The sequence below is a fragment of the Rhodopseudomonas sp. G2_2311 genome, from assembly GCF_047501505.1.
Classification (GTDB): Bacteria; Pseudomonadota; Alphaproteobacteria; order Rhizobiales; family Xanthobacteraceae; genus Rhodopseudomonas; species Rhodopseudomonas palustris_H.
In genome coordinates this window covers 17,385-42,050 of sequence record NZ_JAZDRK010000001.1, presented here as the reverse complement: position 1 = coordinate 42,050, position 24,666 = coordinate 17,385, and the positions used below count along the sequence as shown (strand labels likewise).

Annotated in this window: 17 protein-coding genes and 1 tRNA gene; 8 read left to right on the top strand and 10 right to left on the bottom strand. The window is 65.9% G+C overall.

The features are described 5' to 3' along the window. Nucleotides 1–267 precede the first annotated feature (267 nt). The 5 genes from VRZ08_RS00175 to VRZ08_RS00155 all read left to right on the top strand — a co-directional run bounded on the left by VRZ08_RS00175 (nucleotide 268) and on the right by VRZ08_RS00155 (nucleotide 5,279). On the top strand, nucleotides 268–1,581 hold the full coding sequence (locus VRZ08_RS00175; protein WP_414531202.1) for an NAD(P)/FAD-dependent oxidoreductase: 1,314 nt from the start codon (nucleotides 268–270) through the stop codon (nucleotides 1,579–1,581). Nucleotides 1,582–1,583: 2 nt separating this feature from the next. Then, nucleotides 1,584–2,429, top strand: a complete 846-nt coding sequence (locus VRZ08_RS00170) for a DUF1365 domain-containing protein (RefSeq protein WP_414531201.1) — start codon at nucleotides 1,584–1,586, stop codon at nucleotides 2,427–2,429. Between the two features lie 59 nt (nucleotides 2,430–2,488). Next, a complete protein-coding gene (locus VRZ08_RS00165) occupies nucleotides 2,489–3,718 on the top strand; it encodes a class I SAM-dependent methyltransferase (protein ID WP_414531200.1) in 1,230 nt (409 codons plus the stop codon). Nucleotides 3,719–3,826: 108 nt separating this feature from the next. Beyond that, nucleotides 3,827–4,864, top strand: coding sequence for a cysteine synthase A (locus VRZ08_RS00160; RefSeq protein WP_414531199.1), 1,038 nt, complete (start codon nucleotides 3,827–3,829; stop codon nucleotides 4,862–4,864). A 100-nt stretch (nucleotides 4,865–4,964) separates the two neighbouring features. Beyond that, nucleotides 4,965–5,279: a hypothetical protein gene (locus VRZ08_RS00155; RefSeq protein ID WP_414531198.1), complete on the top strand. Its 315-nt coding sequence runs from the start codon at nucleotides 4,965–4,967 to the stop codon at nucleotides 5,277–5,279. Between the two features lie 21 nt (nucleotides 5,280–5,300). On the opposite strand, the gene VRZ08_RS00150 is transcribed toward VRZ08_RS00155, so the two are convergent. Genes VRZ08_RS00150 through VRZ08_RS00135 form a run of 4 tightly spaced genes read right to left on the bottom strand, consistent with a single transcriptional unit; the run spans nucleotide 5,301 to nucleotide 9,801 of the window. Next, nucleotides 5,301–6,041 (bottom strand): amino acid ABC transporter ATP-binding protein, encoded by a 741-nt coding sequence (locus VRZ08_RS00150; RefSeq protein ID WP_107344547.1) that lies wholly within the window; start codon nucleotides 6,039–6,041, stop codon nucleotides 5,301–5,303. A gap of 15 nt (nucleotides 6,042–6,056) precedes the next feature. Beyond that, complete coding sequence (locus tag VRZ08_RS00145) at nucleotides 6,057–7,562, bottom strand: amino acid ABC transporter permease (protein ID WP_414531197.1); 1,506 nt, start codon at nucleotides 7,560–7,562, stop codon at nucleotides 6,057–6,059. Continuing rightward, nucleotides 7,559–8,764 carry an amino acid ABC transporter permease gene (locus VRZ08_RS00140; RefSeq protein ID WP_414531196.1) on the bottom strand — a complete coding sequence of 402 codons (1,206 nt, stop codon included), beginning with the start codon at nucleotides 8,762–8,764 and terminating at the stop codon, nucleotides 7,559–7,561. Before VRZ08_RS00140 ends, VRZ08_RS00145 begins: the two co-directional genes overlap by 4 nt. 20 nt (nucleotides 8,765–8,784) lie before the next feature. After that, nucleotides 8,785–9,801 (bottom strand): amino acid ABC transporter substrate-binding protein, encoded by a 1,017-nt coding sequence (locus VRZ08_RS00135; RefSeq protein ID WP_107355652.1) that lies wholly within the window; start codon nucleotides 9,799–9,801, stop codon nucleotides 8,785–8,787. Nucleotides 9,802–10,122: 321 nt separating this feature from the next. On the opposite strand from VRZ08_RS00135, the gene metC reads away from it, so the two are divergent. Further along, nucleotides 10,123–11,319 carry a cystathionine beta-lyase gene (metC, locus tag VRZ08_RS00130; RefSeq protein ID WP_414531195.1) on the top strand — a complete coding sequence of 399 codons (1,197 nt, stop codon included), beginning with the start codon at nucleotides 10,123–10,125 and terminating at the stop codon, nucleotides 11,317–11,319. A 197-nt stretch (nucleotides 11,320–11,516) separates the two neighbouring features. Here the strand turns inward: metC and VRZ08_RS00125 are convergent, their stop codons facing one another. The 6 genes from VRZ08_RS00125 to VRZ08_RS00100 form a co-directional block, all read right to left on the bottom strand. Further along, entirely contained in the window at nucleotides 11,517–11,855 is a 339-nt protein-coding gene (locus tag VRZ08_RS00125) for a lipid-A-disaccharide synthase N-terminal domain-containing protein (RefSeq protein WP_012496014.1), read from the bottom strand. Then, nucleotides 11,855–12,607: a glycosyltransferase family 2 protein gene (locus tag VRZ08_RS00120; RefSeq protein WP_414531194.1), complete on the bottom strand. Its 753-nt coding sequence runs from the start codon at nucleotides 12,605–12,607 to the stop codon at nucleotides 11,855–11,857. Before VRZ08_RS00120 ends, VRZ08_RS00125 begins: the two co-directional genes overlap by 1 nt. A 63-nt stretch (nucleotides 12,608–12,670) precedes the next feature. Continuing rightward, entirely contained in the window at nucleotides 12,671–13,519 is an 849-nt protein-coding gene (locus tag VRZ08_RS00115) for a phosphatase PAP2 family protein (RefSeq protein WP_414531193.1), read from the bottom strand. Nucleotide 13,520: 1 nt separating this feature from the next. After that, nucleotides 13,521–15,266 carry an ArnT family glycosyltransferase gene (locus tag VRZ08_RS00110; protein ID WP_107355646.1) on the bottom strand — a complete coding sequence of 582 codons (1,746 nt, stop codon included), beginning with the start codon at nucleotides 15,264–15,266 and terminating at the stop codon, nucleotides 13,521–13,523. A 50-nt stretch (nucleotides 15,267–15,316) separates the two neighbouring features. After that, nucleotides 15,317–17,512: a penicillin-binding protein 1C gene (gene pbpC / locus VRZ08_RS00105; RefSeq protein ID WP_414531192.1), complete on the bottom strand. Its 2,196-nt coding sequence runs from the start codon at nucleotides 17,510–17,512 to the stop codon at nucleotides 15,317–15,319. Further along, nucleotides 17,509–22,722 carry an MG2 domain-containing protein gene (locus tag VRZ08_RS00100; RefSeq protein ID WP_414531191.1) on the bottom strand — a complete coding sequence of 1,738 codons (5,214 nt, stop codon included), beginning with the start codon at nucleotides 22,720–22,722 and terminating at the stop codon, nucleotides 17,509–17,511. The genes pbpC and VRZ08_RS00100 overlap by 4 nt, the downstream gene beginning before the upstream one ends. Nucleotides 22,723–23,000: 278 nt before the next feature. Between VRZ08_RS00100 and VRZ08_RS00095 the strand changes: the two genes are divergently transcribed. Then, nucleotides 23,001–23,077, top strand: a tRNA-Arg gene (locus VRZ08_RS00095). 354 nt (nucleotides 23,078–23,431) lie between these two features. Further along, nucleotides 23,432–23,866: a hypothetical protein gene (locus VRZ08_RS00090; RefSeq protein WP_414531190.1), complete on the top strand. Its 435-nt coding sequence runs from the start codon at nucleotides 23,432–23,434 to the stop codon at nucleotides 23,864–23,866. Nucleotides 23,867–24,666: the final 800 nt, after the last annotated feature.

Genomic DNA, 24,666 nt, shown 5'->3' with positions numbered 1-24,666 from the left:
GTCATCGCCGCGTTCAGTGACAAGTTGTTTCCGGTATCCCGCCGCCTGAGCCGGCTTCGGCGGTGCGATTCTCCCGATTCCATCGGTGTTCCCTCAGCTTGACGGCCCCGCCGAATGCGGCAAAGCTTACAAAGATTTCATCTGCTGATACGGCCGTCCGAGGACGATTCCCTGCCCGCCCTTCGAATTTTTTCGCTGCCGGACGTGCTGAAACTCTCGAGCCTGGATGCCGTAACTCGGTCGCCGGTGGGCTAGAGGGGGCTTGGAATGCGCGTTGCTATCGTCGGAACGGGGATCGCGGGGAATGCTGCCGCATGGGCGCTGTCCCAGCGCTATCCTGTCACGGTCTATGAGCGCGAATTGCGCGCTGGCGGCCACAGCCACACCGTCACGGTCGATTACGACGGCACCTCGATCCCGGTCGACATCGGATTCATCGTCTACAACCAGCTCAACTATCCCGACCTCACCGCGATGTTCGCCCATCTCGGCGTCGAGACCGTCGAAAGCTGCATGAGCTTTTCGGTCAGCGCCGACGCCGGACGATTCGAATGGAAGGGCGGTGGATCGAACTGGCTGGAAACGGCGGACGGCCTGTTCGCGCAGCGCCGCAATTTGCTGTCGCCGTCATATCTGAAGATGCTCCGGCACATCCTGATCTTCAACGAGCGGAGCGTCGAAGACTTCAAGACCGGCGCCCTCGCCGGCCTGTCGCTGGGCGACTATTTCACCAGCCGCAAATTCGCGCCGCGATTGCTGACCGATTATCTGGCGCCGATGGGCGCGGCGATCTGGTCGGCGCCGGCGTCGCAGATCCTGGATTTCCCGGCGGAGAATTTCGTCGCCTTCTTCAACAACCATCGGCTGCTGCATTACGAACGCCCGATCTGGCGGACCGTGAAGGGCGGCAGCGTGCGCTATGTCGAGAAGCTGACCAGCGCCTTCAAGGACGACATGCGGCTCGGCGCCGCCGTCACCTCGATCGAACGCTCGCCGAAGGGCGTGATCGTCCGCGACAGCCTCGGCGGCCTGGGCGTGTTCGACCACGTGGTGATCGGCGCCCACAGCGATCAGGCGCTGGCGATGCTCTCGGACGCCAGCGACGTCGAGCGCGACATTCTCGGCAGCATCGGCTACGCGCCGAACATGGTGTACCTGCATCGCGACCCGCGGCTGATGCCGAAGCGCAAGCGCGCCTGGGCGTCGTGGAATTTCCTGCGCTGGCAGCGCGAGGGCTGGCCGGTCAACGACGTCGCCGTCACCTACTGGATGAACCGGCTGCAGGGCATCGATGCCGACAAGCCGCTGTTCGTCAGCCTCAACCCGCCGTTCGAGCCCGCGCCCGAACTGACCTTCGGCCGCTACGCCTGCGACCATCCGCAGTACACTGCCAAGGCATTTGCGGCACAGCGCCGCGTCGGCGAGCTCCAGGGCCATCGCAACACTTGGTTCTGCGGCGCCTGGACCGGCTACGGCTTCCATGAGGACGGACTTCGCTCGGGTCTTGCGGTCGCCGAACATCTCGGCGCCCCGGTGCCGTGGCGCGGCCCGCCGTCGGAATTCCGCGAAGCGGCCGAATAACCATGGCCGCCCTCGCCGCCTCAACCTCCTCGACCCGCGGCGCGCCGCCCGCAGCGGCCGCGTCGCTGTATGTGGGCGAAGTGATGCACGCGCGGCTGAAGCCGGTTGGGCACCGTTTCCAATACCGGGTGATGTCGCTGCTGATCGATCTCGATCGTCTGGACGAGGCCGACCGGATATCGCCGCTGTTCGGCGTCAACCGGCGCGCGCTGTACAGCTTCCATGAAACCGATCATGGCCCGCGCGACGGCACCTCGCTGCGCGCCTACGCTCAGGCCAGCGCCGCGGCGAAGGGCGTCGATCTCAGTGGCGGCCGGGTACTGCTGCTGACCTATCCGCGGATCGCCGGCTACACCTTCAATCCGCTATCGGTGTACTTCTGCTACGACGCCTCCGGGGCCCTCGCGGTGGTGATCTACGAAGTCCGCAATACCTTCGGGGACATCCATCCTTACGTGCTGCCAGTGAGTGCCGGCGAACTCGGGCCAGCAGGTCTGCGGCAGGAGCAGGACAAGCTGTTCTACGTCTCGCCCTTCATCGAGATGGCGATGCGCTATCACTTCCGCATCGTGCCGCCGGGCGAAATCGTACGCTTGCGGATTCTCGAAACCGACGCGGACGGCCCGGTGCTTGCTGCCACTTTTGCAGGCACGCAGCGCGTTCTGTCGACGGCATCGCTGCTACAGGCATTCCTCGCGCTACCGCTGATGACGTTGAAAGTGATCGCCGCAATCCATTGGGAAGCGCTGCGGCTGTGGATCAAGGGCGCCAAGCTCGTTCCGCGTCCGGCGTCACCGCCGCCTCCGACCGGCTTTGCAGCCGGCGGTCACGATGCTTATACTCACTAAAGCTAAAGTATGAGCCCGGCGTTGCTCCCGTCCCGCTGGGCGCAAGCAATGGAACTGGAATGTCCGAGTTAGTAGCGCTGACCCCCGACAACGTCGATGACCGAGTGGCCGATCTGCCGCGCTTGGTCCGGATGGCGCTGGCGTTCGGTGCGCGGCTGCAGCGCGGCACGCTCGACGTCACCCTCCCCGATGGCCGCCGCTTCCGCCTCGGCGGCGCCGAGCCCGGCCCCGCCGCCGAGATGCGGCTGCACAGCTACGCGTTTGCGTCGCGGCTGATCAATGGCGGCGACATCGGAATCGCCGAGGCCTATCTGAACCGCGAGTGGGACACGCCCGATCTCACCCAGTTCCTGTATCTGTTCTGCGTCAATCACGAGATGATCCAGGCGATGCTGGCGGATAATCCGCTGATGCGGCTGGTGCAGATGGTGCGGCACTGGTTCAACCGGAACACCAAGCGGCAGGCGCGCAAGAATATCTACGCGCATTACGACATCGGCAACGAGTTCTACTCCGCCTGGCTCGATCCGAGCATGACGTATTCGTCGGCGCTATTCGAAGATCATACCCACGATCTGACCGCGGCGCAGATCAACAAATATCAGCGGCTGGCCGAGGCGATCGACCTCAGGCCGGGACAGTCGGTGCTCGAGATCGGCTGCGGCTGGGGCGGCTTTGCCGAATATGCCGCCAAGACCTTCGACGTCCGCCTCGTCGGCCTGACGATCAGCCGGGAACAGCGCAATTTCGCGCAGAAGCGGATGTTCGAGGCCGGACTCGCCGACAAGGTCGAGATCAGGCTGCAGGACTACCGCGACGAGCGCGGCCGCTACGACCGCATCGCCTCGATCGAGATGATCGAAGCAGTCGGCGAGGAATTCTGGCCGAAATACTTCTCACAGTTGCGCGATCGGCTGATGCCGGGCGGATTGGTCGGTATCCAGGCGATCACCATCCAGGATCGCTTCTTCCAGACTTACCGGCGCGAGGTCGATTTCATCCAGCGCTACGTGTTCCCCGGCGGCATGCTGCCCTCACCGGGCGTGCTGAAATCGCTGGGCGAGACGTTCGGCGTGCCGGTGGTGCGCGAGCGGGTGTTTGGAGAAGATTATGCCAAGACGCTCGCAACCTGGAGAGACAATTTCCGCGCCGCGTGGCCGAAGCTGACGTCGCAAGGCTTCGACGACCGCTTCCGCCGGTTGTGGGAATACTACCTGTCGTATTGCGAAGCCGGCTTCCTGTCCGGAAACATCGACGTCCGCCAAGTGGTGTTCGCAAAGGCGGGCTGATCTCGGCTGCATGGTCGCCGCGTTTGCTCAATGCGGCGGCATGCGTGCCTTGTCTCGCGCCGCGCGGTCTCTTACCTTGAGGGCCCGCAACGTCACCAGCCGGACAGCATGAGCATCAAGAACGACGTCGTCGACGCCATCGGCAACACGCCCCTGATCAAATTGAAGCGCGCGTCGGAACAGACCGGCTGCACCATTCTCGGCAAGGCCGAGTTCATGAATCCGGGCCAGTCGGTGAAGGATCGGGCTGCGCTGTTCATCATTCAGGATGCGGTGAAGCGCGGTGCGCTGCGGCCCGGCGGAGTCGTGGTCGAAGGCACCGCCGGCAACACCGGCATCGGGCTGGCGCTGGTCGCCAACGCGCTCGGCTTTCGCACCGTGATCGTGATCCCGAACACGCAGAGCCAGGAAAAGAAGGACATGCTGCGGCTGTGCGGCGCCGAACTGATCGAAGTGCCGGCCGTCCCCTATTCCAATCCCAACAACTACGTGAAGCTGTCCGGCCGCCTCGCCGCGCAGCTTGCCAAGACCGAGCCGAACGGCGCGATCTGGGCCAATCAGTTCGACAACGTCGCCAATCGTCAGGCCCACATCGAGACGACCGCGCCGGAAATCTGGAATCAGACCGATGGCAAGGTCGACGGCTTGGTCGCCGCGGTCGGCTCCGGCGGCACGCTCGCCGGCGTATCGATCGGCCTGAAGCAGTTCAATCCGAAGGTCCGCATCGTGCTCGCCGACCCGTTGGGCTCCGCGCTGTTCAATTACTACAAGCACGGCGCGCTGAAGTCGGAAGGCTCTTCGATCACCGAAGGCATCGGCCAGGGCCGCGTCACCGCCAATCTGGAAGGCGCGCAGATCGACGACGCCTACCAGATCCCCGACGATGAAGCGGTGCCGCTGATCTATGATCTGCTCGAACACGAAGGCCTGTGCCTCGGCGGCTCGAGCGGCATCAACGTCGCCGGCGCGATCCGCCTCGCCAAGGATCTCGGCCCCGGCCACACCATCGTGACCATCCTGTGCGACTACGGCAGCCGGTATCAATCCAAACTGTTCAACCCGGACTTCATGCGCAGCAAGAACCTGCCGGTGCCGGACTGGATGGAGACCAAGAGCACGATCCAGGTGCCGTTCGAGCAGGCCTGAATGCCGCGGGCCGCAGGCGCGGCCGCGACATCCTGAGCGACCGCGTTAACCCGCCGCCAACCGTGCTCATACGGGGCGCTGCGCATTAAACTGAAACTTCATGGCGCCGACCGATCCTTGCGCAAAACAAGGAGCGCGTCGGCTCATGTCCGTGTTCAGGTCGTTCGGCGCCACGCTGGTGGCTGCGGTTGCTGTGCTGTTGGTCTCAGATGCTCTGTTCGGTGACGACAGCTACCGCTTCGATCGGTCGCTGTACGACAGCCGGCTTTATGCCCCGCGACACACGCCGGGCGCGGCGGGGATAAGCGACTTCGACGAAGCGATGACGCCGGCCGAGCGCATCCGCGAAACCTTCAGCCAGTTCACTGTCAGCAGCGCCAAGCGCTACACGTCGCGCGCGACGATCATCAGATAGCGCAGCTTCGATCGGCCGGCCTCAGCGCAGGATCTGGCTGAGGAATAGCTTGGTGCGCGCGTGCTGCGGATGGGCGAAGAATTCCTTCGGCTCGTTCGCCTCGATGATCTGCCCGGCATCCATGAACACCACACGGTCGGCGACCTCGCGGGCGAAGCCCATTTCGTGCGTCACAACCAGCATGGTCATACCCTCTTCGGCGAGGTCGACCATGGTGTCGAGCACCTCCTTGACCATCTCCGGGTCGAGCGCCGAGGTCGGCTCATCGAACAGCATCACTTTCGGATTCATCGACAGCGCCCGCGCGATCGCCACGCGCTGCTGCTGGCCACCTGAGATCTGGCCGGGATACTTATTCGCCTTGTCAGGAATCCGCACCCGCTCCAGGAATTTCATCGCGGTGGCTTCGGCATCCTTCTTCGGGATGTTGCGCACCCAGATCGGCGCCAGCGTGCAGTTCTCCAGCACGGTCAGGTGCGGAAACAGGTTGAAGCTCTGGAACACCATGCCGACTTCACGGCGGATCTCGTCGACGTGCTTCAGCGTCGGCCCGAGGTCGATGCCGTCGACCACGATCTGGCCTTCCTGAAACTCCTCCAGCGCGTTGATGCAGCGGATCAGCGTCGACTTGCCCGAGCCGGACGGCCCGCAGATCACGATGCGTTCGCTGCGCGCGACGTCGAGGCTGATGTCGCGCAGCACGTGGAACTCGCCGTACCATTTATTCAGGCCCGCGATCGAGACGATCGGAGTATCAGCCATCAATCGATCCTTCCGTCAGGTCCGCCGGTGCGCGTTGAGCCGGTGCTCGACCGACAGCGAATAGCGCGACATCCCGAAGCAGAACACGAAGTAGATCAGCCCGGTGAACGCGAAGCCGGTGAACAGCGTCGTCGGCGTCGACCAGGTCGGATCAGCAAATGCGGCGCGGAGCTGGCCGAGCAGATCGAACAGCGCGACGATCGACACCAGCGAGGTGTCCTTGAACAGCGCGATGAAGCTGTTCACCAGGCCCGGAATGACGTGGCGCAACGCCTGCGGCAGCACGATCAGCCCGGTGGTCTTCCAATACGACAGCCCGAGCGCGCTCGCCGCCTCCGCCTGCCCGCGCGGGATCGCATTCAGGCCGCCGCGAATGACCTCGGCATTGTAGGCGCCGGCGAACAGCGCGATGCCGATCAGCACCCGCATCAGATTGTCGATGGTGAAGTTGCCCGGCAGGAACAGCGGCAGCATGTAGGTGGCGAAGAACATCACCGTGATCAGCGGCACGCCGCGCCAGAACTCGATGAAGGCGACCGAGAAGATCCGGATCAGCGGGATCGTCGAACGGCGGCCGAGCGCGAGCGCAATGCCGATCGGCATCGAGGCGACGATGCCGGTGACCGACACCACCAGCGTCACCAGCAGGCCGCCCCACATCCGAGTATCGACCACTGGCAAGCCGCCACGGTCGAGCCGCAGCGCGGCGACCATCACGGCGATGCCGACGAAAATGCCGACCGTCGTCGCCAGCGCGCGCCAGCCGTTGCGCACCCCGGTCAGGATGAACACCAGCGCAGTGACGGCAACCGAGGTGAGCAGAAGATCGAGCCACACCGGCTGCGACGAGGCCTGGATCCAGTCGCGCAGCGCCACCAGCGGCCAGCTCAGCCACACCAGCACGGTGCCGAGACCGAGCAGCGCCTGACCGATCACGCTGCCGATCGGCCCGCCCGCGGCGAGCTTGCGGCCGGCGCGCCCGACGCTGTCGGCAATACCGCTCAGCAGGTCCGCGCTCCAGGTGACGCCGAAGCCCTGCACGCCGCCGCCATACAGCAGGAAGAACGCCAGCACCGGAAAGGCGATGAAGAACAGGCCGGCATTCAGCGTCTTGGCCGGCGCCCGAGGAATCAGTAGCGGCGCCAGCAGCAGCGCGCCGAGCGCAAACACCAGATCGACCCGCCAGCGTTCCTGCGTCGGATAGAAACCGTAGATGAACTGCGAGAACTTGGCCTGCACGAACGGCCAGCAGGCGCCGACCGGATGCCCGGCCTTGTCGGCGAGACAGTCGGTGCGGTTCGAACCGGACCACACGGCGTCGACCAGCAGAAACTTCAGCGTCGGCACCACGGTGAAGTACAGCAGCAGCGCACCGACGATGGTCAGCAGGATATTGGTCGGCGAGTTGAACAGCCGCTGCCGAATGATGCCCATCACACCCGGCTGGTGCACCGGCGGCGGCCGCTGCGGCACCATCTCGCCGCGCACGAACACCGGCGTCACGGACCCGAGCTCGCTCATGCGCCCATGCTCCGGTTGATCCGCCATGCGTACAGACTCATCAGCGCGCTGGTGACCAGCGAGATCAGCAGGTACACGCCCATGGTGATGGCGATCACCTCGATCGCCTGACCGGTCTGGCTCAGCGTGGTGCCGGCGAACACCGAGAACAGGTCCGGATAGCCGATCGCGACTGCCAACGACGAGTTCTTGGTCAGGTTGAGATATTGGTTGGTGAGCGGCGGCAGGATTACCCGCAGCGCCTGCGGGATCACGATCAGTCGCAGCGTCTGCCCGCGCGACAGGCCGAGCGAGGCGCCCGCCTCCATCTGTCCTTTGTGTACCGACAGAATGCCGGCGCGGACGACTTCGGCGATGAACGAGGCGGTGTAGGTCGACAGCGCCAGCGTGAGCGCCACGAATTCAGGCGCCAGCCGCGAGCCGCCGACGAAATTGAAGCCGCGCAGCACCGGCACTTCCAGCGAGAACGGCTTGCCGACGATCAGGAACGCGATCAGCGGCAATCCGATGAGCAGGCCGAGCACGATCGGCCAAACCCGCATCGGCTTGCCGGTCGCAAACAGCCGGCGCCGGGCGTACAGCGGCAACACGATCGCGGCAGCGATTGCGATCAGCAGCGCGACCAGGAAGCCATCGAGCCCCGCCTCGCCCACCAGCCGCGGCACCACGATGCCGCGGTTGGACAGGAAAAAGCTGTCCATCACCGAGACGCTCTGGCGCGGTGACGGCAGCGCGCCGAGCACCGCGAGGTACCAGAACAGGATCTGGAACAGCAGCGGCAGGTTGCGGACGATCTCGACATAGCCGCCACCGATCCGCGAGATCAGCCAGTTCGGCGACAGCCTCGCCAGCGCGACCGCGAAGCCGATCACGGTGGCGAAGAAGATGCCGACGACCGACACCACCAGCGTGTTGATCAGGCCGACAAGGAACACGCGGGTGTAGCTGTCGGACTCCTGATACGGGATCAGCGTCTGGCTGACGCCGAACCCCGCTGTGTGCGACATGAAGGCGAAGCCGGAAGCGACCCGCTGATTGGCGAGGTTGTCGCGGGCGTTGTCGACGATCTCGTAGCCGATCCAGACCAGCGCCGCGACGAACAGCACTTGGGCGAGCAGCCCTTTCCAGCCTGAGCGACCACCGAGCACTCGTCGCAGTTTCGCGACGAGCTGTGGCGGCGGTGGACGTGCGTCGATCGCCATCGGCGCGGATCTTTAGGCGATCAGCGGATCGGCGGGGCGTACATGATGCCCCCCTTGTTCCAGAGCTTGTTGAGGCCGCGCGCGATCTCGAGCTTGGAGCCGGTCCCGACGTTGCGCTCGAACGATTCGCCGTAGTTGCCGGTCGCCTTGATGATACGGGCGACCCAATCCTTGGTCAGGCCGAGCTGTTCGCCGAGATTACCGTCGGTGCCGAACACCCGCTTCAGCTCGGGCTTGTCGGATTTGGCCATCTCGTCGACGTTCTTCTGGGTGACGCCGAGCTCCTCGGCATTGACCAGCGCGAACAGCGTCCACTTGACGATGTCGAACCACTGATCGTCGCCGTGGCGGACCAGCGGGCCGAGCGGCTCCTTGGAGATCACTTCCGGCAGCACGACATGATCGGCCGGGGTCGCCAGCTTCAGGCGCTGGGCGTAGAGCTGCGAGACGTCGGAGGTGAACACGTCGCAGCGGCCGGACTCATAGGCCTTGACCGCCTCGTCGGCATTGGCGAACGCGATCACCTCGTACTTCATGTTGTTGCCTTTGAAATAGTCGGCAACGTTCTGCTCGTTGGTGGTGCCGGTCTGCACGCAGATCGAGGCGCCGTTCAGTTCCAGCGCCGAGTTCACCTTGAGCGACTTCTTGGCCATGAAGCCCTGGCCGTCATAATAGCTGATGCCCGCGAAGTTCACGCCGAGCGAGGTGTCGCGCGACAGCGTCCAGGTGGTATTGCGCGACAGCACGTCGATCTCACCGGACTGCAGCGCGGTGAAGCGATCCTTCGCCGACAGCGGCACGAACTTCACTTTGCTGGGGTCGTCAAACACCGCGGCCGCGATCGCGCGGCAAACATCGACGTCGAGACCGGTCCAGTTGCCTTTGTCGTCGGGCGCCGAAAAACCGGGCAGTCCCTGGCTGACGCCGCAGGACAACATGCCGCGATCCTTGACCGTCTTCAGGGTCTGCGCGTCCGCCGACGTCACCGAGAATACGGCGGCGGCTGCAAAGGCGGCGACGAGCGATACACGTTTCATGGAATGACCTTTCAAGGGATGTCCTGGCCGCTTCAATCGGCTTCGTGGGCGATGCGTTCCGATTGGATCCGCCGTTCGATCGCCCGAAGGCCCGCGCGCGGCAGCCGTTGCCCGGCACCATGCTGCAAAACTCTCGCCCGGCATTCGCGAGCCCCTCAGCACGATCTCCAGACAGACCGGTATGCATCACAGAACGAGACGCGCGCCGGGTCAAGGGGTTGACGGCCGTCTTCCAGAAGCTGCTATTACCCCCATTCGTCGAAGTAGCCGAAGCACACGCACGAGCGCTGTCACATTCGGCACAACCACCAGCGAGCCACCATGGACGCCTCCGACTCCAGCGGGACACCCGCGCCGCTCAGCACGCAGACCCGTCTCGTCACCGCGGGGCGCGACACTGCGGCGCAGAAGGGCTTCGTCAATCCTCCGGTGGTGCATGGTTCGACGGTGCTGTACCCGACCGCGGCCGATCTGCACGCCCACCGCGGCGAGTACTCCTATGGACGGCACGGCACCCCGACCACCAAGGCGCTGCAGCAGGCGTTGATGGCGCTCGAAGGTCCGCAGTGTGCCGACGTCGGCATCACGCCCTCCGGCGTGTCGGCGATCTCGACCGCCCTACTTGCTGTCGTCAAAGCCGGCGATCATGTGCTGGTGTGCGACAACGCGTATCGGCCGACCCGGCTGTTTTGCGACCAGATGCTGAAGCGGCTCGGCGTCGAGACCAGTTATTTCGATCCGCTGATCGGCGCCGGCATCGCTGCGCATTTCCGGCCGAACACGGCGGTGGTGGTGGTCGAGGCGCCCGGCTCGCAATCGTTCGAGATGCCGGACATCCCGGCGATCGCCGCGGTCGCCAAGCAGCACGGCGCGCTGGTGATCGACGACAACACCTGGGCGACGCCGCTGTATCATCGCTCGCTGGAACAAGGCGTGGATATCTCGATCCAGGCCGCGACCAAATATATCGGCGGTCACTCCGACATCATGTTCGGCACCATCTCGGCCAATGCCGCCGCGTGGCCGAAGGTGTCGGAAGCGATCCGGCTGCTCGGCGTCTGCGCCGGACCGGACGATGTGTTCCTGGCGCTGCGCGGTCTGCGCACCCTGGAGGTGCGTCTCGCCCGGCACTATCAGGCCGGCCTGGAAATGGCGCGCTGGCTCGGGGCACGTCCCGAGGTGCAGCGCGTGCTGCATCCGGGCCTTGAAACAGATCCGGGCCATGCGATCTGGAAGCGCGACTTCACCGGCGCCTCCGGGCTGTTCTCGATCGTACTGCAGCCGGCGCCGCAGGCTGCCGTCGATGCCCTGCTCGACACCGTCTCGCTGTTCGGGATGGGCTATTCCTGGGGCGGCTTCGAAAGCCTGGTGATCCCGTTCGACTGCGCCTCGTATCGGACCGCGACGCAGTGGAACCCGGGCGGCCCGGCGCTGCGGCTGCATATCGGGCTGGAATCGACCGACGACCTGAAGGCCGATCTAGACCGCGGCTTCGCGGCGTTCAACGCGGCGCGGTAAGGGTTCTCTCCGTCATTGCGAGGAGCACCCGGATCGGCGCCTCTCGGCGCTTCGCGCCGTCCGGGCACAGGCTCCGCGACGAAGCAATCCAGCGCAGCGCACTGAGCTTCTGGATTGCTTCGCTACGCTCGCAATGACGGGGGATAGTCCTCGTTCTGATCGCGCTGAGCAGCGTCAGGCGGTCAGCCCACTGCCGATCAGTTCGGCACGCTTTCCGAGCCGCGAGCGTGCGCCTTGATGATCAGCATGATGTTGCGCACGTAGATGATGGTCGCCATCGCCTGGCCGAGGATGATCACCGGCTCGCGCTTGGCGATGCCGTAGATCAGCGTCATCAAGCCGCCGCCCATCGAAAAGAACCAGAACGCCATCGGCACCACGCTCTTGCCGGCGCGCTCGCTCGAGATCCACTGCACCAGGAAGCGGGCGGTGAACAACAGCTGCGCGATCAGGCCGAAGGCGAGCCAGAAATCGAACTTGGCGACGAACACATCGTACAGATAGTCGCCGAGTTCCTGACCGTATTGAATCAGCATCAGTTCACCTCAGTGGCGACCGGTGTCGCTTTCTTGCGGCGGATCAGCCACCACACCCCGGCGAGATCCATCAGCCCGACCCACAGCCGATCGAAGAAGCCGTAGTTGGACTTGCCCGACAATCGTGGCCGGTCGGCGACATCGACGTAAACGATGTCGAAGCCCTCGCGGCGCACCAGCGCCGGCAGGAACCGATGCAGGCCGTCGAAATACGGCAGCGACAGGAAGACGTCGCGCCGGAACGCTTTCAGGCCGCAGCCGGAGTCGCGGGTGCCGTCGCGCAGGATGGCGTTGCGGACCTTGTTGGCGACGCGGGACTGCAGCCGCTTGAAGCCGGTATCCTTGCGCCCCACCCGCTGGCCGGCGGCAAGGCCGACCCGCGCCCCACCCTGCTCCAGCGCAAAGATCAGTTCGGGAATGAACGCCGGGTTGTTCTGGCCGTCGCCGTCGAGCGTCGCGACCATGCCACCCCGCGCTGCGCGGACGCCGGTCCGCACCGCCGCCGACTGGCCGCAGGACGCGGCGTGGCGGATCTGGCGGAGATTGGACCGCTCGGCGCGCAACGCGGCGAGACGCTGCGGGGTCGCATCGGTCGAGCCATCATCGACATAGACGATCTCGTAGACCCAGCGCCCATCGAGCGCAGCGGCGATCTCGGCGATCAGCGGGGCGACGTTGTCAGCCTCGTTGCGCACCGGTACCACGATGGACACCGCAGGCGGCGGTCCGGACTGAGACAAGGTTTCAGGCATGCTTCGGAACAATCCGGGGCCGACGGGAACTCGCGGCCGGGGCGCTGTCTGCGCGCCCGCTTCTTATGGGGCGGAGCCGCCGCGGGCAACCCTTTTGACGCTATCCCAGGACGGCCCTGGCAGCGGATCGATGGTGCCATCCTGCCGGATGGTGAACGCCAGCCGCCGCGCGGCGAACCAGTACCGCACCGCCATTGCGCCGACGAGCCCGAGCAAGGCACCGGCGACGACGTCGCTCGGATGGTGCGCGAGCAGCACCAGCCGGCTGACCAGGATGGCGAACACATACGTCGCCATCAACGCCGTCAGCCGCGGCCACAGCGCCGCCACCGCAAAGCTCAGCGCCGCCGCGGTGATCGAGTGGCCCGAGGGGAAGCTGGCGTAAGCCTCGTTCCAGGCGAACAGCGAGAAGTTGTACGGATCGGCAGCGCCGCCGACGAACGGCCGGCCACGGCCGATGATCCCCTTCAGCACCTCGCCGATCGCGACCGGCACCAGCACCGCCAGAAACAGGAATTGCACGCGGGTGCCGAAACCGATCAGCACCGCACGCGACATGCCGCGCAGCAACGGTACGATCAGCAAGATCAGCAGCAGCAAGCCTGCGAGCGCCCACAGCACGTAAGCGGACTTGCCGAAATCGGTGATGATCTTCACCGGCCACAGCGACGGCGTGCCCCGCGGCGGCATCAGGCCGATCTCGAACGCATCGACGCCGACCATCAGGATCACGATCGCCAGCGACAGCACGGCCGTCAGCCACAGCGCGTGCCGCGCCCAGCGCCGCGCAGCTTCGGCGCGCCGCGAATGCGACGGCGGGCGGACGAGCTGCGCCAGGGCGCGGCCGATCACCAGTACGAGCTCAGCGGGATAGATACGCTGCGGCCGGCCGGCCTTAGCGGGCACGGCCATGTTATTGCGTGCCTTCGGAGCGGAAGATCGCGATCGAGACCGGCTTGCCTTGCGAGAAGTTGTAGCCGTCGATCCGGGCCGCAACATTGTACCGCAGGCCGATCGCCTCGGCCCGGCTGGCGAACGCCCGCTCGCTGCGCGACTCGACGATCGCGAACCGGCAGGAGCCGCCGAGCAGGAAGTCCGCGGCGCCGGAGCCGTCGGTGAGCAGCGTATCGGTGCCGGTCATGAACACCAGGCTCGGCTCATGATAGCCCGCCGCGGCCGCCTTCGGCCCGACGCAGACCACCTTGCGCAGCTCGCGTGCGATCTCGACGCTCGGGAACACCGGCCGCAACGTCGGTACCACAACACCAAACACCGCCACGACCAGAAACAGCGAGGCCAACGCGCCGTTCAGCAGCGACGCTTCAGCCCGGTTGTCGTCGAACAGGCGCCAGGCGAACAGACCGAAGATCAGCGAGCCGGCCGCGAACGGCCACGCCAGGAACATCGGGTGGCGCGTCAGATACACCGAACCGATCACCACCAGCGGCAGGATGATGGCCGGAATCGCGAACCACCACGCCGAGCCGCGCGCCAGCCACGAGCGCGACAGCACCCGCCGCTCGATCGCGCCGGCGGTCATGATTGCGATCGCCGGATACAGCGGCAGCACGTAGTGCGGCAGCTTGGTGATCACCAGCTCGAACACTATCCAGGACGGGACCAGCCAAGCGAGCAGATATTGGGCGCCCGGCTCCCGCCGCGCCCGCCACACCGCCGGGGCCGCCATCGCGGCCAGCGGCGCTCCGGGCCAGAACGTTGCCCAGAACAGCAGGAAATACAGACCGGGAGGCGCGCCGTGGGATTCCTGCGGGCTGGCGATCTTGCTCAGCATGTCGCCGCCGACCGAGTCCGCGAAGAAGGTGTCACCGGCGCGCAGATAGATCGCGATGAACCACGGCAGCACCCACAGCAACATCCACGGCACGCCGAGCAGCGGCCGCAGCCGCCACAGCCATGCCGCCGAGCGATCCAGGATCGCCAGCGGGATTACCGTCAGCGCGATGAACATCAGGATCAGCGGGCCCTTGAGCAGAATGCCCGCCGCCAGCGCGGTCCAGAATACCGCCGGCACGATCCACGACCGCTCCGGACCGATGTCCCCACGCTGCCAGCCAAGATAGGCCCGCGCCATAGCGCCCAACGCGGCGGTGACGGTGAACAGCAGGAACGCATCGGTCTTGGCGAGCCGCGCCTCGACCCCGAGCAGGATGCAACTACACAGCATCAGGGCGGCGATCACCGCCCCGCGTCGTCCGACGAAGGCCAGCGCCGCCCAATAGGTCATCAGCACCGCGCCGATCGCGCCGGCCAGCGACGGCACCCGGTACAGCCAAATCCGGACCTGCGCGCGCGGCAAGCCGAGCTTGCCGGCGGTCTCGACCACGGTGGCCTGCAGCCAATAGATGCCGACCGGCTTCTTGTAGCGAACCTCATCCTGATAGCGGATGTCGATGAAGTCGCCGGTCTCGACCATCTGCTTGGTCGCCTGCGCGAACCGCGCTTCGTCGCGGTCGATCGGCGGGATGTTGAAGAATCCCGGCAGGAAGAACAGCAGCCCGACCAGCACCAGGAAGGCCGACGCGCGCAGGTGACTGACCGTCACGAAGTCCAGCACCGCGACCAGCCCGCGGCCGGGATCGACGGTGGTTTTAGGTTCGCGCGGCGCGCCGAAACGGGGTCTGGCAGAGGTCTCGATCATCGGCTCCGCATACGCTGAAACCGATACAGCGACAACTGCTTAGCCCGGCTCTATTGAATTCTGACAACAACTGTGTCCGCGGCGCCAGAGGCGTCCATCACGGTGAGCCGGACGAAGCCCGGACCGGGCGGCGCGATCAGCCGCTGCCGCCGTCCGTCGATCTCGCCGACCGACAATCCGTTGACCATCACGGTCATCGGCAGCACCCCGCCGGCCACCTTGACCGGCAGCGCGCCGGCCGAGGCTTCGCTGACCGCATCGATCCGCGATCCGTTCAGGGGAAACTGGATCCGCAGCGCCTTGTCGTCGCCGGGCTGCACCAGATCGCCGGAGGACCGGAACCGCCGCAGCGGCAGCGGCAGCTTGGCGTTGCTGGCCACCAGCGTGCCTTTCGGCGCCTTCGGCAGCGGCGCCCGCATCTGGCCGCTGCGGGCGAAGGCGTCGAACAGCACCGGGGCGGCGGCGACGCGGCCGATCATCCCGGGCACCGGAGCGCCGTCGGGCCGCCCAACCCAGACGCCGATCGTCATCCGGCCATCGAACCCGACCGACCAGGCATCGCGGTAGCCGTAGGAGGTGCCGGTCTTGAACGCGATCTGGTTGCGCACCGCATTCTCCGGCGGCGGGGTGCCGAGCAGAACGCTGCCGACCTGCCAGGCGGCGACTTGATCCATCAGGCGCAGAGTCTCGCGCTTGTCATTGCCGGAACTTGCAATTTCACGCAGCGGAAGAACGCTGCCGAGGCGCGGCAGCCCGCTGTAGAGCTGCACCAGGTCGATCAGCTTGACCCCGACGCCGCCCAGCCCCATCGCCAGCCCCGGCGCTTCGTCCTTGGGCAGTACCAACTTGCTGCCGGCCTGCTTCAGCCGCGAGGCCAGTCGCGCGGCGCCGACGCGGTCGAGCAGTTCGATCGCCGGAACGTTGAGCGACAGCTGCAGTGCCTTCCGCACCGGCACGGTACCCTGGAACGTCATGTCGAAGTTCTCGGGCGCATAGGCGCCGTACCGCACCGGGCGATCGTCGATCAGGCTCTCCGGGTGGACGAAGCCGTCCTCGAAGGCGAGCCCGTAGATGAACGGCTTCAAGGTCGAACCCGGCGAGCGCACCGCCCGTGCCATGTCGACCTGCCCGGCGCGGCGGTCATCGAAATAGTCGGCCGAGCCGACATGGGCGAGCACGTCGCCATTGGCATTGTCGACCGCGACGATGCCGATCGAGATGTCGGGGCCGAGCGCGGCGGCGCGGTCGCGCGCCAGCGTCTCGAGCGCGCGCTGCAACCCGGCATCGAGCGTCAGGCGGATCAACTTGGCGTTCTTGTCGGCGATCACCGCCTGGTCGGCCGAATGCGGCGCCAGCACCGGCATCGGCTTGCGCTGACGGGCAACCGGAACCGCCCTCGCCTGCGCTGCATCGTCGTCGCTGACGACGCCGTCTTCGACCATCCGCGCCAGCACCCGGTCGCGCGCGGCCTGGGCAGCATCGGGGAAACGATCGAGCCGGCGGGTTTCCGGCGACTGCGGCAAGGCGACCAGCAGCGCCGACTCCGCCAGCGTCAGCCGCTTCGGCTCCTTGCCGAAATACGCGATCGAGGCGGCGCGAATGCCTTCGAGATTGCCGCCATACGGCGCCAGCGCCAGATAAAGATCGAGGATCTGCTGCTTCGACAGCGTCTGTTCGAGTTCGACCGCGCGCACCATCTGCCGCAGCTTGGCGCCGACCGAGCGCTGGCGCCGCGGCTCCATCAGCCGCGCCAGCTGCATGGTGATGGTCGAACCGCCGGAGACGATCCGGCCGTGGCTGACGAGCTGCAGCGCGGCCCGTCCCACCGCGAGCGGATCGACGCCATGATGCTGATAGAACCGCTTGTCCTCATAAGCGAGCAGCAGCTTGAGGTAGCGCGGATCGACTTCGGTCGTCGCATCGACCGGCAACCGCCAGCGCCCGTCCGCCATCGCGAACGCCCGCAGCAGCTTGCCGTGGCGGTCGACCACCGTCACCGAGGCCTGCCGCGCCTCGTCGAGCGGCAACGGGCCGAGCGAGACGGCGTAGGCAACGAGGCTGCCAAGGGCAGCGACGATGAAGACCGCCGAAACGATCGCGGTCGTTCTGATCCACCGCCATCCCCTCCACCCGTCATTGCGAGGAGCGAAGCGACGAAGCAATCCAGAGGCTGCAGGCGCGGTGTCTGGATTGCTTCGCTCCGCTCGCAATGACGAAAGTGAGCGTATGGCGCGCGCGATACTCATTTCGCCGCCCGCACCTCGATCGTGCCGGTGCCGGTGCGGCCGTAGCGCGAGGGATTGTACATGTCCTCGACCACGGCCTGCGGCAGCACGTATTTGCCGGGCGACACCGCGCGCACCACGTAGGCGACCGTGAACACCGACTTGTCGTCGGCCTTGCGGTCGATCGCGGCGGTGAAGCGGTCGTCGCGGAACTCGGTGTTCACCGGCTCGGCGCCGTCGGCGATCCAGCTCAGCGTGCCGGAGTCGCCCGACGACACCAGATGCGGATTGTCGATCTCCAGGCCCGCCGGCAGGTAGTCGGCGATCATGACGTGGCCGTATTCCGGCTTCGGCTCGGTGATCGTCAGCACCACCGCGAAGCGGTCGTTCTGCTTCGCCTTGGCGATGTCGGCCGGCTCGCCGCCGAGCGTGAAGTAATTGCGCTCGATCTTGAAGCCGTTGCTGGCGGCCGGCTCCGGCGTGATCGGCGAACCGCTCACCGTCACCACCGCCTGCACCGGGGAGTCGCCGGTGTTGGCGATCTTGAGCGGCTGGGCCTTCACCTCGTCCGCCTTGTAGCTGCGGTACAGCGCCGTCTTCACCGCATCGCCGTTGAGGTCGAGCGCCATCGTCTCCTTGGCGAGCGCGCGCGCCGCCAGCACCAGCCAGGCATTCTCCTGGGTCGAGGTGTAGGGCGACAGCCCGCGCGCGGCTTCGACCCGTTGCACCGCCGTCGTCAGTGTCGGGCGCGGCGCATTGCCTTCGCTGGCAAGCGACACCAGCGCCGCAGCGTCGCGCAGCTCGGAGCCGTAATCGGTCCGGCCGAACACGATCGACGGCTCCGGATTGAGGCTGTCGGCTGCTGCCGCATAGACCCGCTCGGCGCGGGCGCGGTCACCGACCAGCGCCAGCGCCGCGGCGAGCTGCGCCTTGGCGATCGGGGTGGCCAGCTTGTCGAGCTTGGTGTCGGCGAGATAGCGCAGGTCGCCGATCGGTGCGGCGCCATTGCGGGCGAGCACATAGAGGCCATAAGCGAGATCGCGGCCGCCGTCCTTCTCCGGCTCGTCGGCATTGACCACCGAGTTGCGGATGCGGTCGAGCGCGGCGCGGAACGCGACGTCCGGCACCACAAACCGCTTCTCGCGCGCCCGGGTCAGGAAGTCGGTGACGTAGGCGTCGAGCCAGGCATCGTCACCGCCGGTCGACCACAGCCCGAACGAGCCGTTTGAGCCCTGCCGCGACAGCAGCCGGTCGATCGCGCCCTTGATCCGCTCGTCGGCGCTGCCGTCCATCGCCAGATGCGCGCCGGCGGCGAGATCGTTGACGTAGAGCAGCGGCATCGCCCGGCTGGTGATCTGCTCGGAGCAGCCGAACGGATAGCGGTCGAGCGCCTTGAGGATGGTGGCGGCGTCGAGCGCGGTCGACATACTGACCGACAGCGACAGTCCGCCGGTGCCCGGCACCAGGTCGGAGAACATGTCGGAGGTCAGCGTCAGGCTGTCGCCCTTGGCGAGGGTCCGGATCGAACGCCGCGCCAGGGTCTGGTTGGCGGGACGGACGTCGAGCGCATAGTGCCGCGCCAGCGACAGGCCGTTCGGCCCCTGGATCGCGACATCGAGCGCAGCGGTGCCGGCGCCACCGGCGTCCAGCATCAGCTTGGCCGAGCCGCGCTGCTTGGCGGCGAGTTTCATCGTCGTGGCCGCTTCGCCGCTCAGCTTCACCGGACCGCTGGCGCTGACCTTGATGGTGTAGTCGCCCGCAGCGCCTTCGACGTTGTCGAGGTCGAACGCCATGGTGCCGCGGTCGCCGTTGCGCAGGAAGCGCGGCAGCGTGGTGGTCAGCACCACCGGATCGCGCACCGTGACGTCGGTGTTGGCGCGGCCGACCTTGGTGGCGGTCCACGCCACCGCCATCACCCGCGCGGTGCCGGCGAATTCGGGGATGTCGAAGTCGATCGTCGCGGTGCCGTCGGCCGCCACGGTGACGATGCCGGAATACAGCGCCAGCGGCTTTTGCGTCGGCGGGCTGCCCTGCAGCTCGGCCGCCGAGGAGTCACCGCCGGAACGGATCTGGCCGCGCGCGCCCTGCATGCCGTCAATCAGCTGGCCATAGAGGTCACGGATCTCCGCGCTCAGCCGGCGCTGGCCGAGATAGTACACGTCCGGTGCCGGCGGCTTGTAGCCGGTGAGATTGAGAATGCCGACGTCGACCGCGGCGACCACGATCTTGGCGTCTTCGCCGGGCGCCAGCCCGCCGAGCCGGACCGGCAGCTTCAGCGTCGTCGACGGCCGCACAAGCGCCGGCGGCGACAGCTCGACCGACAGCGTGCGCGCCGCCTTGTCGATGCCGAACCATTTCAGGCCGATCGCGCGGCCCGGCATCCGCTGCGCGGCGGTGTCGAGCGGCCGGCGCAGCGTGGTGACGACGTACGCGCCCGAGCCCCAATCCTTGCCGACCGTGAGCTTGACCTGCGAACTGCCCGGCTTGACCTGCAGCGACTGCGTGGTCAACAGCCGGTCGCCGAGCACGTTGACGGTCAGAAGGCCGGCGGTGCGCGCGTTCACCGTCACCGTCATGGTGTCGCCGGAGGCGTATTCCGGCTTGTCGATCGAGGTCTCAAGCAGATCCGGCGTATCGGCCGAACCATCCGAATACCAGCCGACGTCGAACTGCACCGAAGTCAGCGGACCGGCGACATCGGCGGTCTTGACGTCGAGCCGGTAGCGGCCGGGCTCCGGATTGAACTGCAGCCGCGCCGGCTCGCCGGCCTTGATCGACAGGTCGCCGTCGGCAACCCGCTTGGTCGACTTCACCGGCTCATAATCCCAGGACGAGTTCTGCCGGTACCACTGGTAATGCGACTCGATCTTGAGCAGCTCGTAACGCAGCCCGCTGCGCGGCAGCGAGCTGCCGTCCGGCGCCACGAAGGCGACGTCGAATTTGGCGACATCCCCCTCGGCCACGTTGCGGTCGGCGAACTGCGGCTTGACGCCGATCATCGCCGCCGCCGGCGCGACCGGCAGCACCAGCTTGCGCTCGACCGCGCGGCCGCCGGCTTCCGCCATCCGGACGAAGATCTGCGCCTCCTGCGGGCGGGTCGAGGACGGCGGCTTCGGCAGGCTCACCTCGAAGGTGGCGGCGCCATTGGCGTCGGTCTCGGGCAGGTTTTCGAGCGGGGTGCGCTCGTTACTGGTGGTCTCTTCGTCGGCGACGCCGAACTGATAGCCGGCATAGCCCGGCCGCCCTTCGGCCGGCGCCACCAACAGCTCGCCCTCGATCTGCAGCGCCGAGGCCGGTGCGCCGTACAGGAAATGGCCGTCGACCTTAAGTTCCACAGGAGCATCAGCTTTGATCGCCTTGTCCTTGGTCGAAATGTCGAATTCGATCCGATCGGGAACATAGTCTTCGACCATGAAGGTGGTTTCGCCAACGCTGGCGCCCTTCGGATCGGTGAATGCACGCACCCGCCATGTACCGGTCGGCACCGCCGAATTGAGCGCGACATCGAGGCTGCGGCCGCCGGCGCCCTGGTCGGACAGCACGGCGCGGCGGTATTCGACGCCATCCGGGCGCTCCACCACCAGCGTCATCGGGCTCGCCGTCATCGCCACGCCCTGCCCGTCGCGCAGCAGCGCCGTGAGGTGCACGGTCTCGCCGGAGCGGTACACGCCGCGCTCGGCATAGACGAAGGCGTCAGCGCCGGCCGGCACCGCACGCCCGGCGACGCCGCGGTCGGACAGGTCGAAGGCGCTGGTCTTCAGGCTGAGGAACGCATAGTCGGCCTTGTCGCTGGACGCGGTCAGCAGCGCCGGCGACAGCCCGCCCTCGCCGCGCGCCAAGCCGGCTTCGAACAGCACGTGGCCGGAGGCGTCGGTCTTGCGGGTCGCCAACACCTCGTTGTTGCGCGCGATCAGCCGCACCTCGGTATTGGCCAGCGGATCGGTCGAGGCCAGCGAATTGACGAAGACGTGGACGCCGTCATTGCCGGAGAACGCGGTCAGGCCGAGATCGGAGACGATGAACCACTGGGTGGCGAGCTGGCCGTCATCGTCGGAATTGGCGGTCGGGCCCTTCGGCGCCGCGGTCATCACATAGACGCCGGGCTGCAGATCGCCGAGCACCTGATCGACCGGGAACGCGGTGGTGACGTCGGCATTGAGAGCAGCGGCCGCGGTGTCGAGCTCGCCCGACCACACCTTGGCGCCGCGCTCGTTGCCGAGGTCGCTGAGCTGGTAGCGGCTCAGCGTCCGCTGGAAGTCGCTGTCGACCACGGTGTTGATCAGGTTGCGGTCGCCGATCCGGAACACCTGCACCGCCACGGTCGGGGTGTTGACGCTGACCAGCGGAATGCCGCGCTGGCCGGTGCGCGGCAGCACGTAGGCGCGGCCGGTGAAGCGCACCAGCGGCTTGCGGTCGCGGACATAGACGTTGAACTCGGCCGACTTCGCCAGCGCCTCCTTCACGGTCGACGGCAGGCCGGCGCGCAGATTGATGTTGTAGCGCTCGCCGTGCTTCAGCCCCTCGACGCAGAGCTGGCGCTCCTCGGCGCTGGTCGCCGGCTTGTCGGTGCCGGCCAGCGTCACATAGGGCGCGAAGTCGGTGCGCTTGGCGAGCTCCTCGGAGAACTGGAAGCACACCCGCGGCGAGGCCGAATCCGAGTCGACGGTGTAATCGAGCAGCCGGAAGCCATGCTCGGCGCGCAGCTTCTCATATTGGCCGCGGATGTCGGCGACCTCGCGCAGTTCCAGCGAAATCCGCAAGGCATCGAGCGCCGGCCGCCACAGGCTGCGGTCGGCCATCGCGCGGCCGAGCAGCGCCAGCGCGGTGGCCTCCTCGCCCGGGCTCTTGGCGCGCTGATAGGCGATATAGGCGGCGGTGGTGGCGCGCTCGCGCAGGAAGGTCTGTTCGGAACTGGTGGCGGCCTTGATCTGCAGCACGGTGCGGGCCAGCCGCAGCCAGTTGTCGCCGTCGGCCGGATCGAGCGCCGCGATCTGCCCCAGCGTCTGCAGGCCGCCGCGGTAGTCGCCGCGCTTGAACGCGGCGTCGGCGTCGCCCCGCAGCACCGCGGTGGGCTTGTTGGTGGCCGCCGCCTCGCTCTTGATCTGGGCTTCGAGCTTGATCGCAGCGTCCGCCAGCTCGTCGCGCTGGAACGCCTTGTCGGCCGCCTGAGCCGATGCGAGCCCGAGCGCCAATCCGGCGCAAAGCGTGAGGGCGCGAACCAGACCGATCATGCTTGAACTCCCTTGCCGCGAACGAGCGTCGCGTTAGATCTTGTCATGCCGTGACGAAGATGACGCCGTGATGGCTGCGGGCGGACGCAGGGGCCGCCGGTTTCGCCATCCATCTTCCGCCCTCGCCGGCCAGCCCGGTTCGAGACTCACATCCTCGCCCGCGCGCGCGCCGAAAACAACGCGCCGCATGCGTTGGACGCAGGATGGTGGCAAATGGTTCGGGGCGGTTGTGGCGGAAGCGGATTTTTTGTATCCGGTGGTGCTATAAAGCCCCCAACGGTCCCATAGCTCAACTGGATAGAGTAGCGGATTTCTACTCCGCGGGTTGCAGGTTCGAATCCTGCTGGGATCGCCAGCCGCCTGTGCACACGTGTCCATGCGCGTGCACAGATGAACGCAGTCAATTGATTTCCCTTTGTTTTACGCCGGAGCCGCAGGCGACCCGCAACAGCCTCAATCTCAATACTGTCTACGCGCGCCGCGCCGCACAGGCGCGGCGTGAATAGGAAGGCTGCCGATGCATTCTCTGTTCAAGGCCACTACGCGTCGGCCGAGATCGGAGAACGCACAGGCGACCGCGGCTGCCCCACCTTGCCCGATGGAAAAGGCACTTGGAAAGGGGCCATGAGGGCTGCGCGGCCAACGAGCCCGCCCCTCTCGAAAAATTCGGAAAATTGAAAACTGCATTTCCACTTCCCAAAGGTGAACCATGATCATGAATCAAGCAGAGCTTGCGGAACGGCTCGGAGTAACCTCGCGTCGCGTTCGACAGCTTGAAGCCGCAGGCATCATCACCGCAAAAGGCCGCGGCGAGTATCAGGCCGAAGAAAGCGAGCGCCATTACCAAATCTATGCGGCTCGCGATCTCGATGCCGCGGAAGCCCAGTTGGTCCGCGCTGAGGCAAAAATGAACCAAGCGCTCGCCGCGTTCCGCCGAGCGAAAGACGACGCAAAGAAGCGCACGGCCGCCGGCCCTCTCGGTCAGGCGCTGGACCTGCGGGTTCGGGCGATCGACCTCATTTGCGCGATTGTGCCGGAGAGCGGCGCCGAACTGATTAGGACGGCAGCGAAATCCAGCACGTCAGAAGTCTTTGCCGAGATCTTTACGGCTCTCGGTATCATCGGAATTTGCGACACTGTGTGATGTCACATCCCGCCCTAAATAGATCGACCGGCCACCATGGCGAGTCGAGGCCAATTACAAATAATTCGACGAAAATAGGCACTTCGGATGCAACGATAAAACCGGCAAGACGCTGTTGCTCGCAACTTTCACTGATTGACCATATCTAACAATACCTGTGCATCTTTATTCCGAATTCCCATAGCCTCTATCTTGCGTCGCAAAGAGGGGCTGACAATGAACGAATGAGGATCTTTTCGAAGTCTGCTCAAGTTCGATCGACAGTAAGCAATTGCATCCTTTTGGAGATCAAGGCGACCGGGGAACGACAGCCTGTAGTTACCAAAACCATTCACTCTGATCGCGTCAATCTCGCCTCCCTTTTCGAGGCGAACTGCACAAATGAACGCCAACTGATTGAGGACTGTCCGAGACCGGAGGTTGATCACAAATTCAACTCGAAAGTCATTCTCCCGCACCTGCACCCTTCACCGCTCCCTACTCACCAAGAGATTGCTGCTGATCGCTGTGACGATGGCAGAGCCATCCACTTTGGGGATATTAGAATTTCATTCCCCCTCCGCCGCACGGATGCGGCGTAACGCAATCCGAACGGTCGAATGTTGACCCACCCCTGGTACAGCAATCGTATCTCAGGGCAATCGTCATAGGTCAAAATCCAGGCCCCGTCATTTCGGGCCTTCAATTCTCTGGATAGTTCCGCGTGATAATCATTGCCCAATGCATTTAGATAGAGTGTGTTTAGATAGAGTGTGTTTCCCTTTTCAAAATAGGGCGAATCGATAAAGAAAACCGTATTC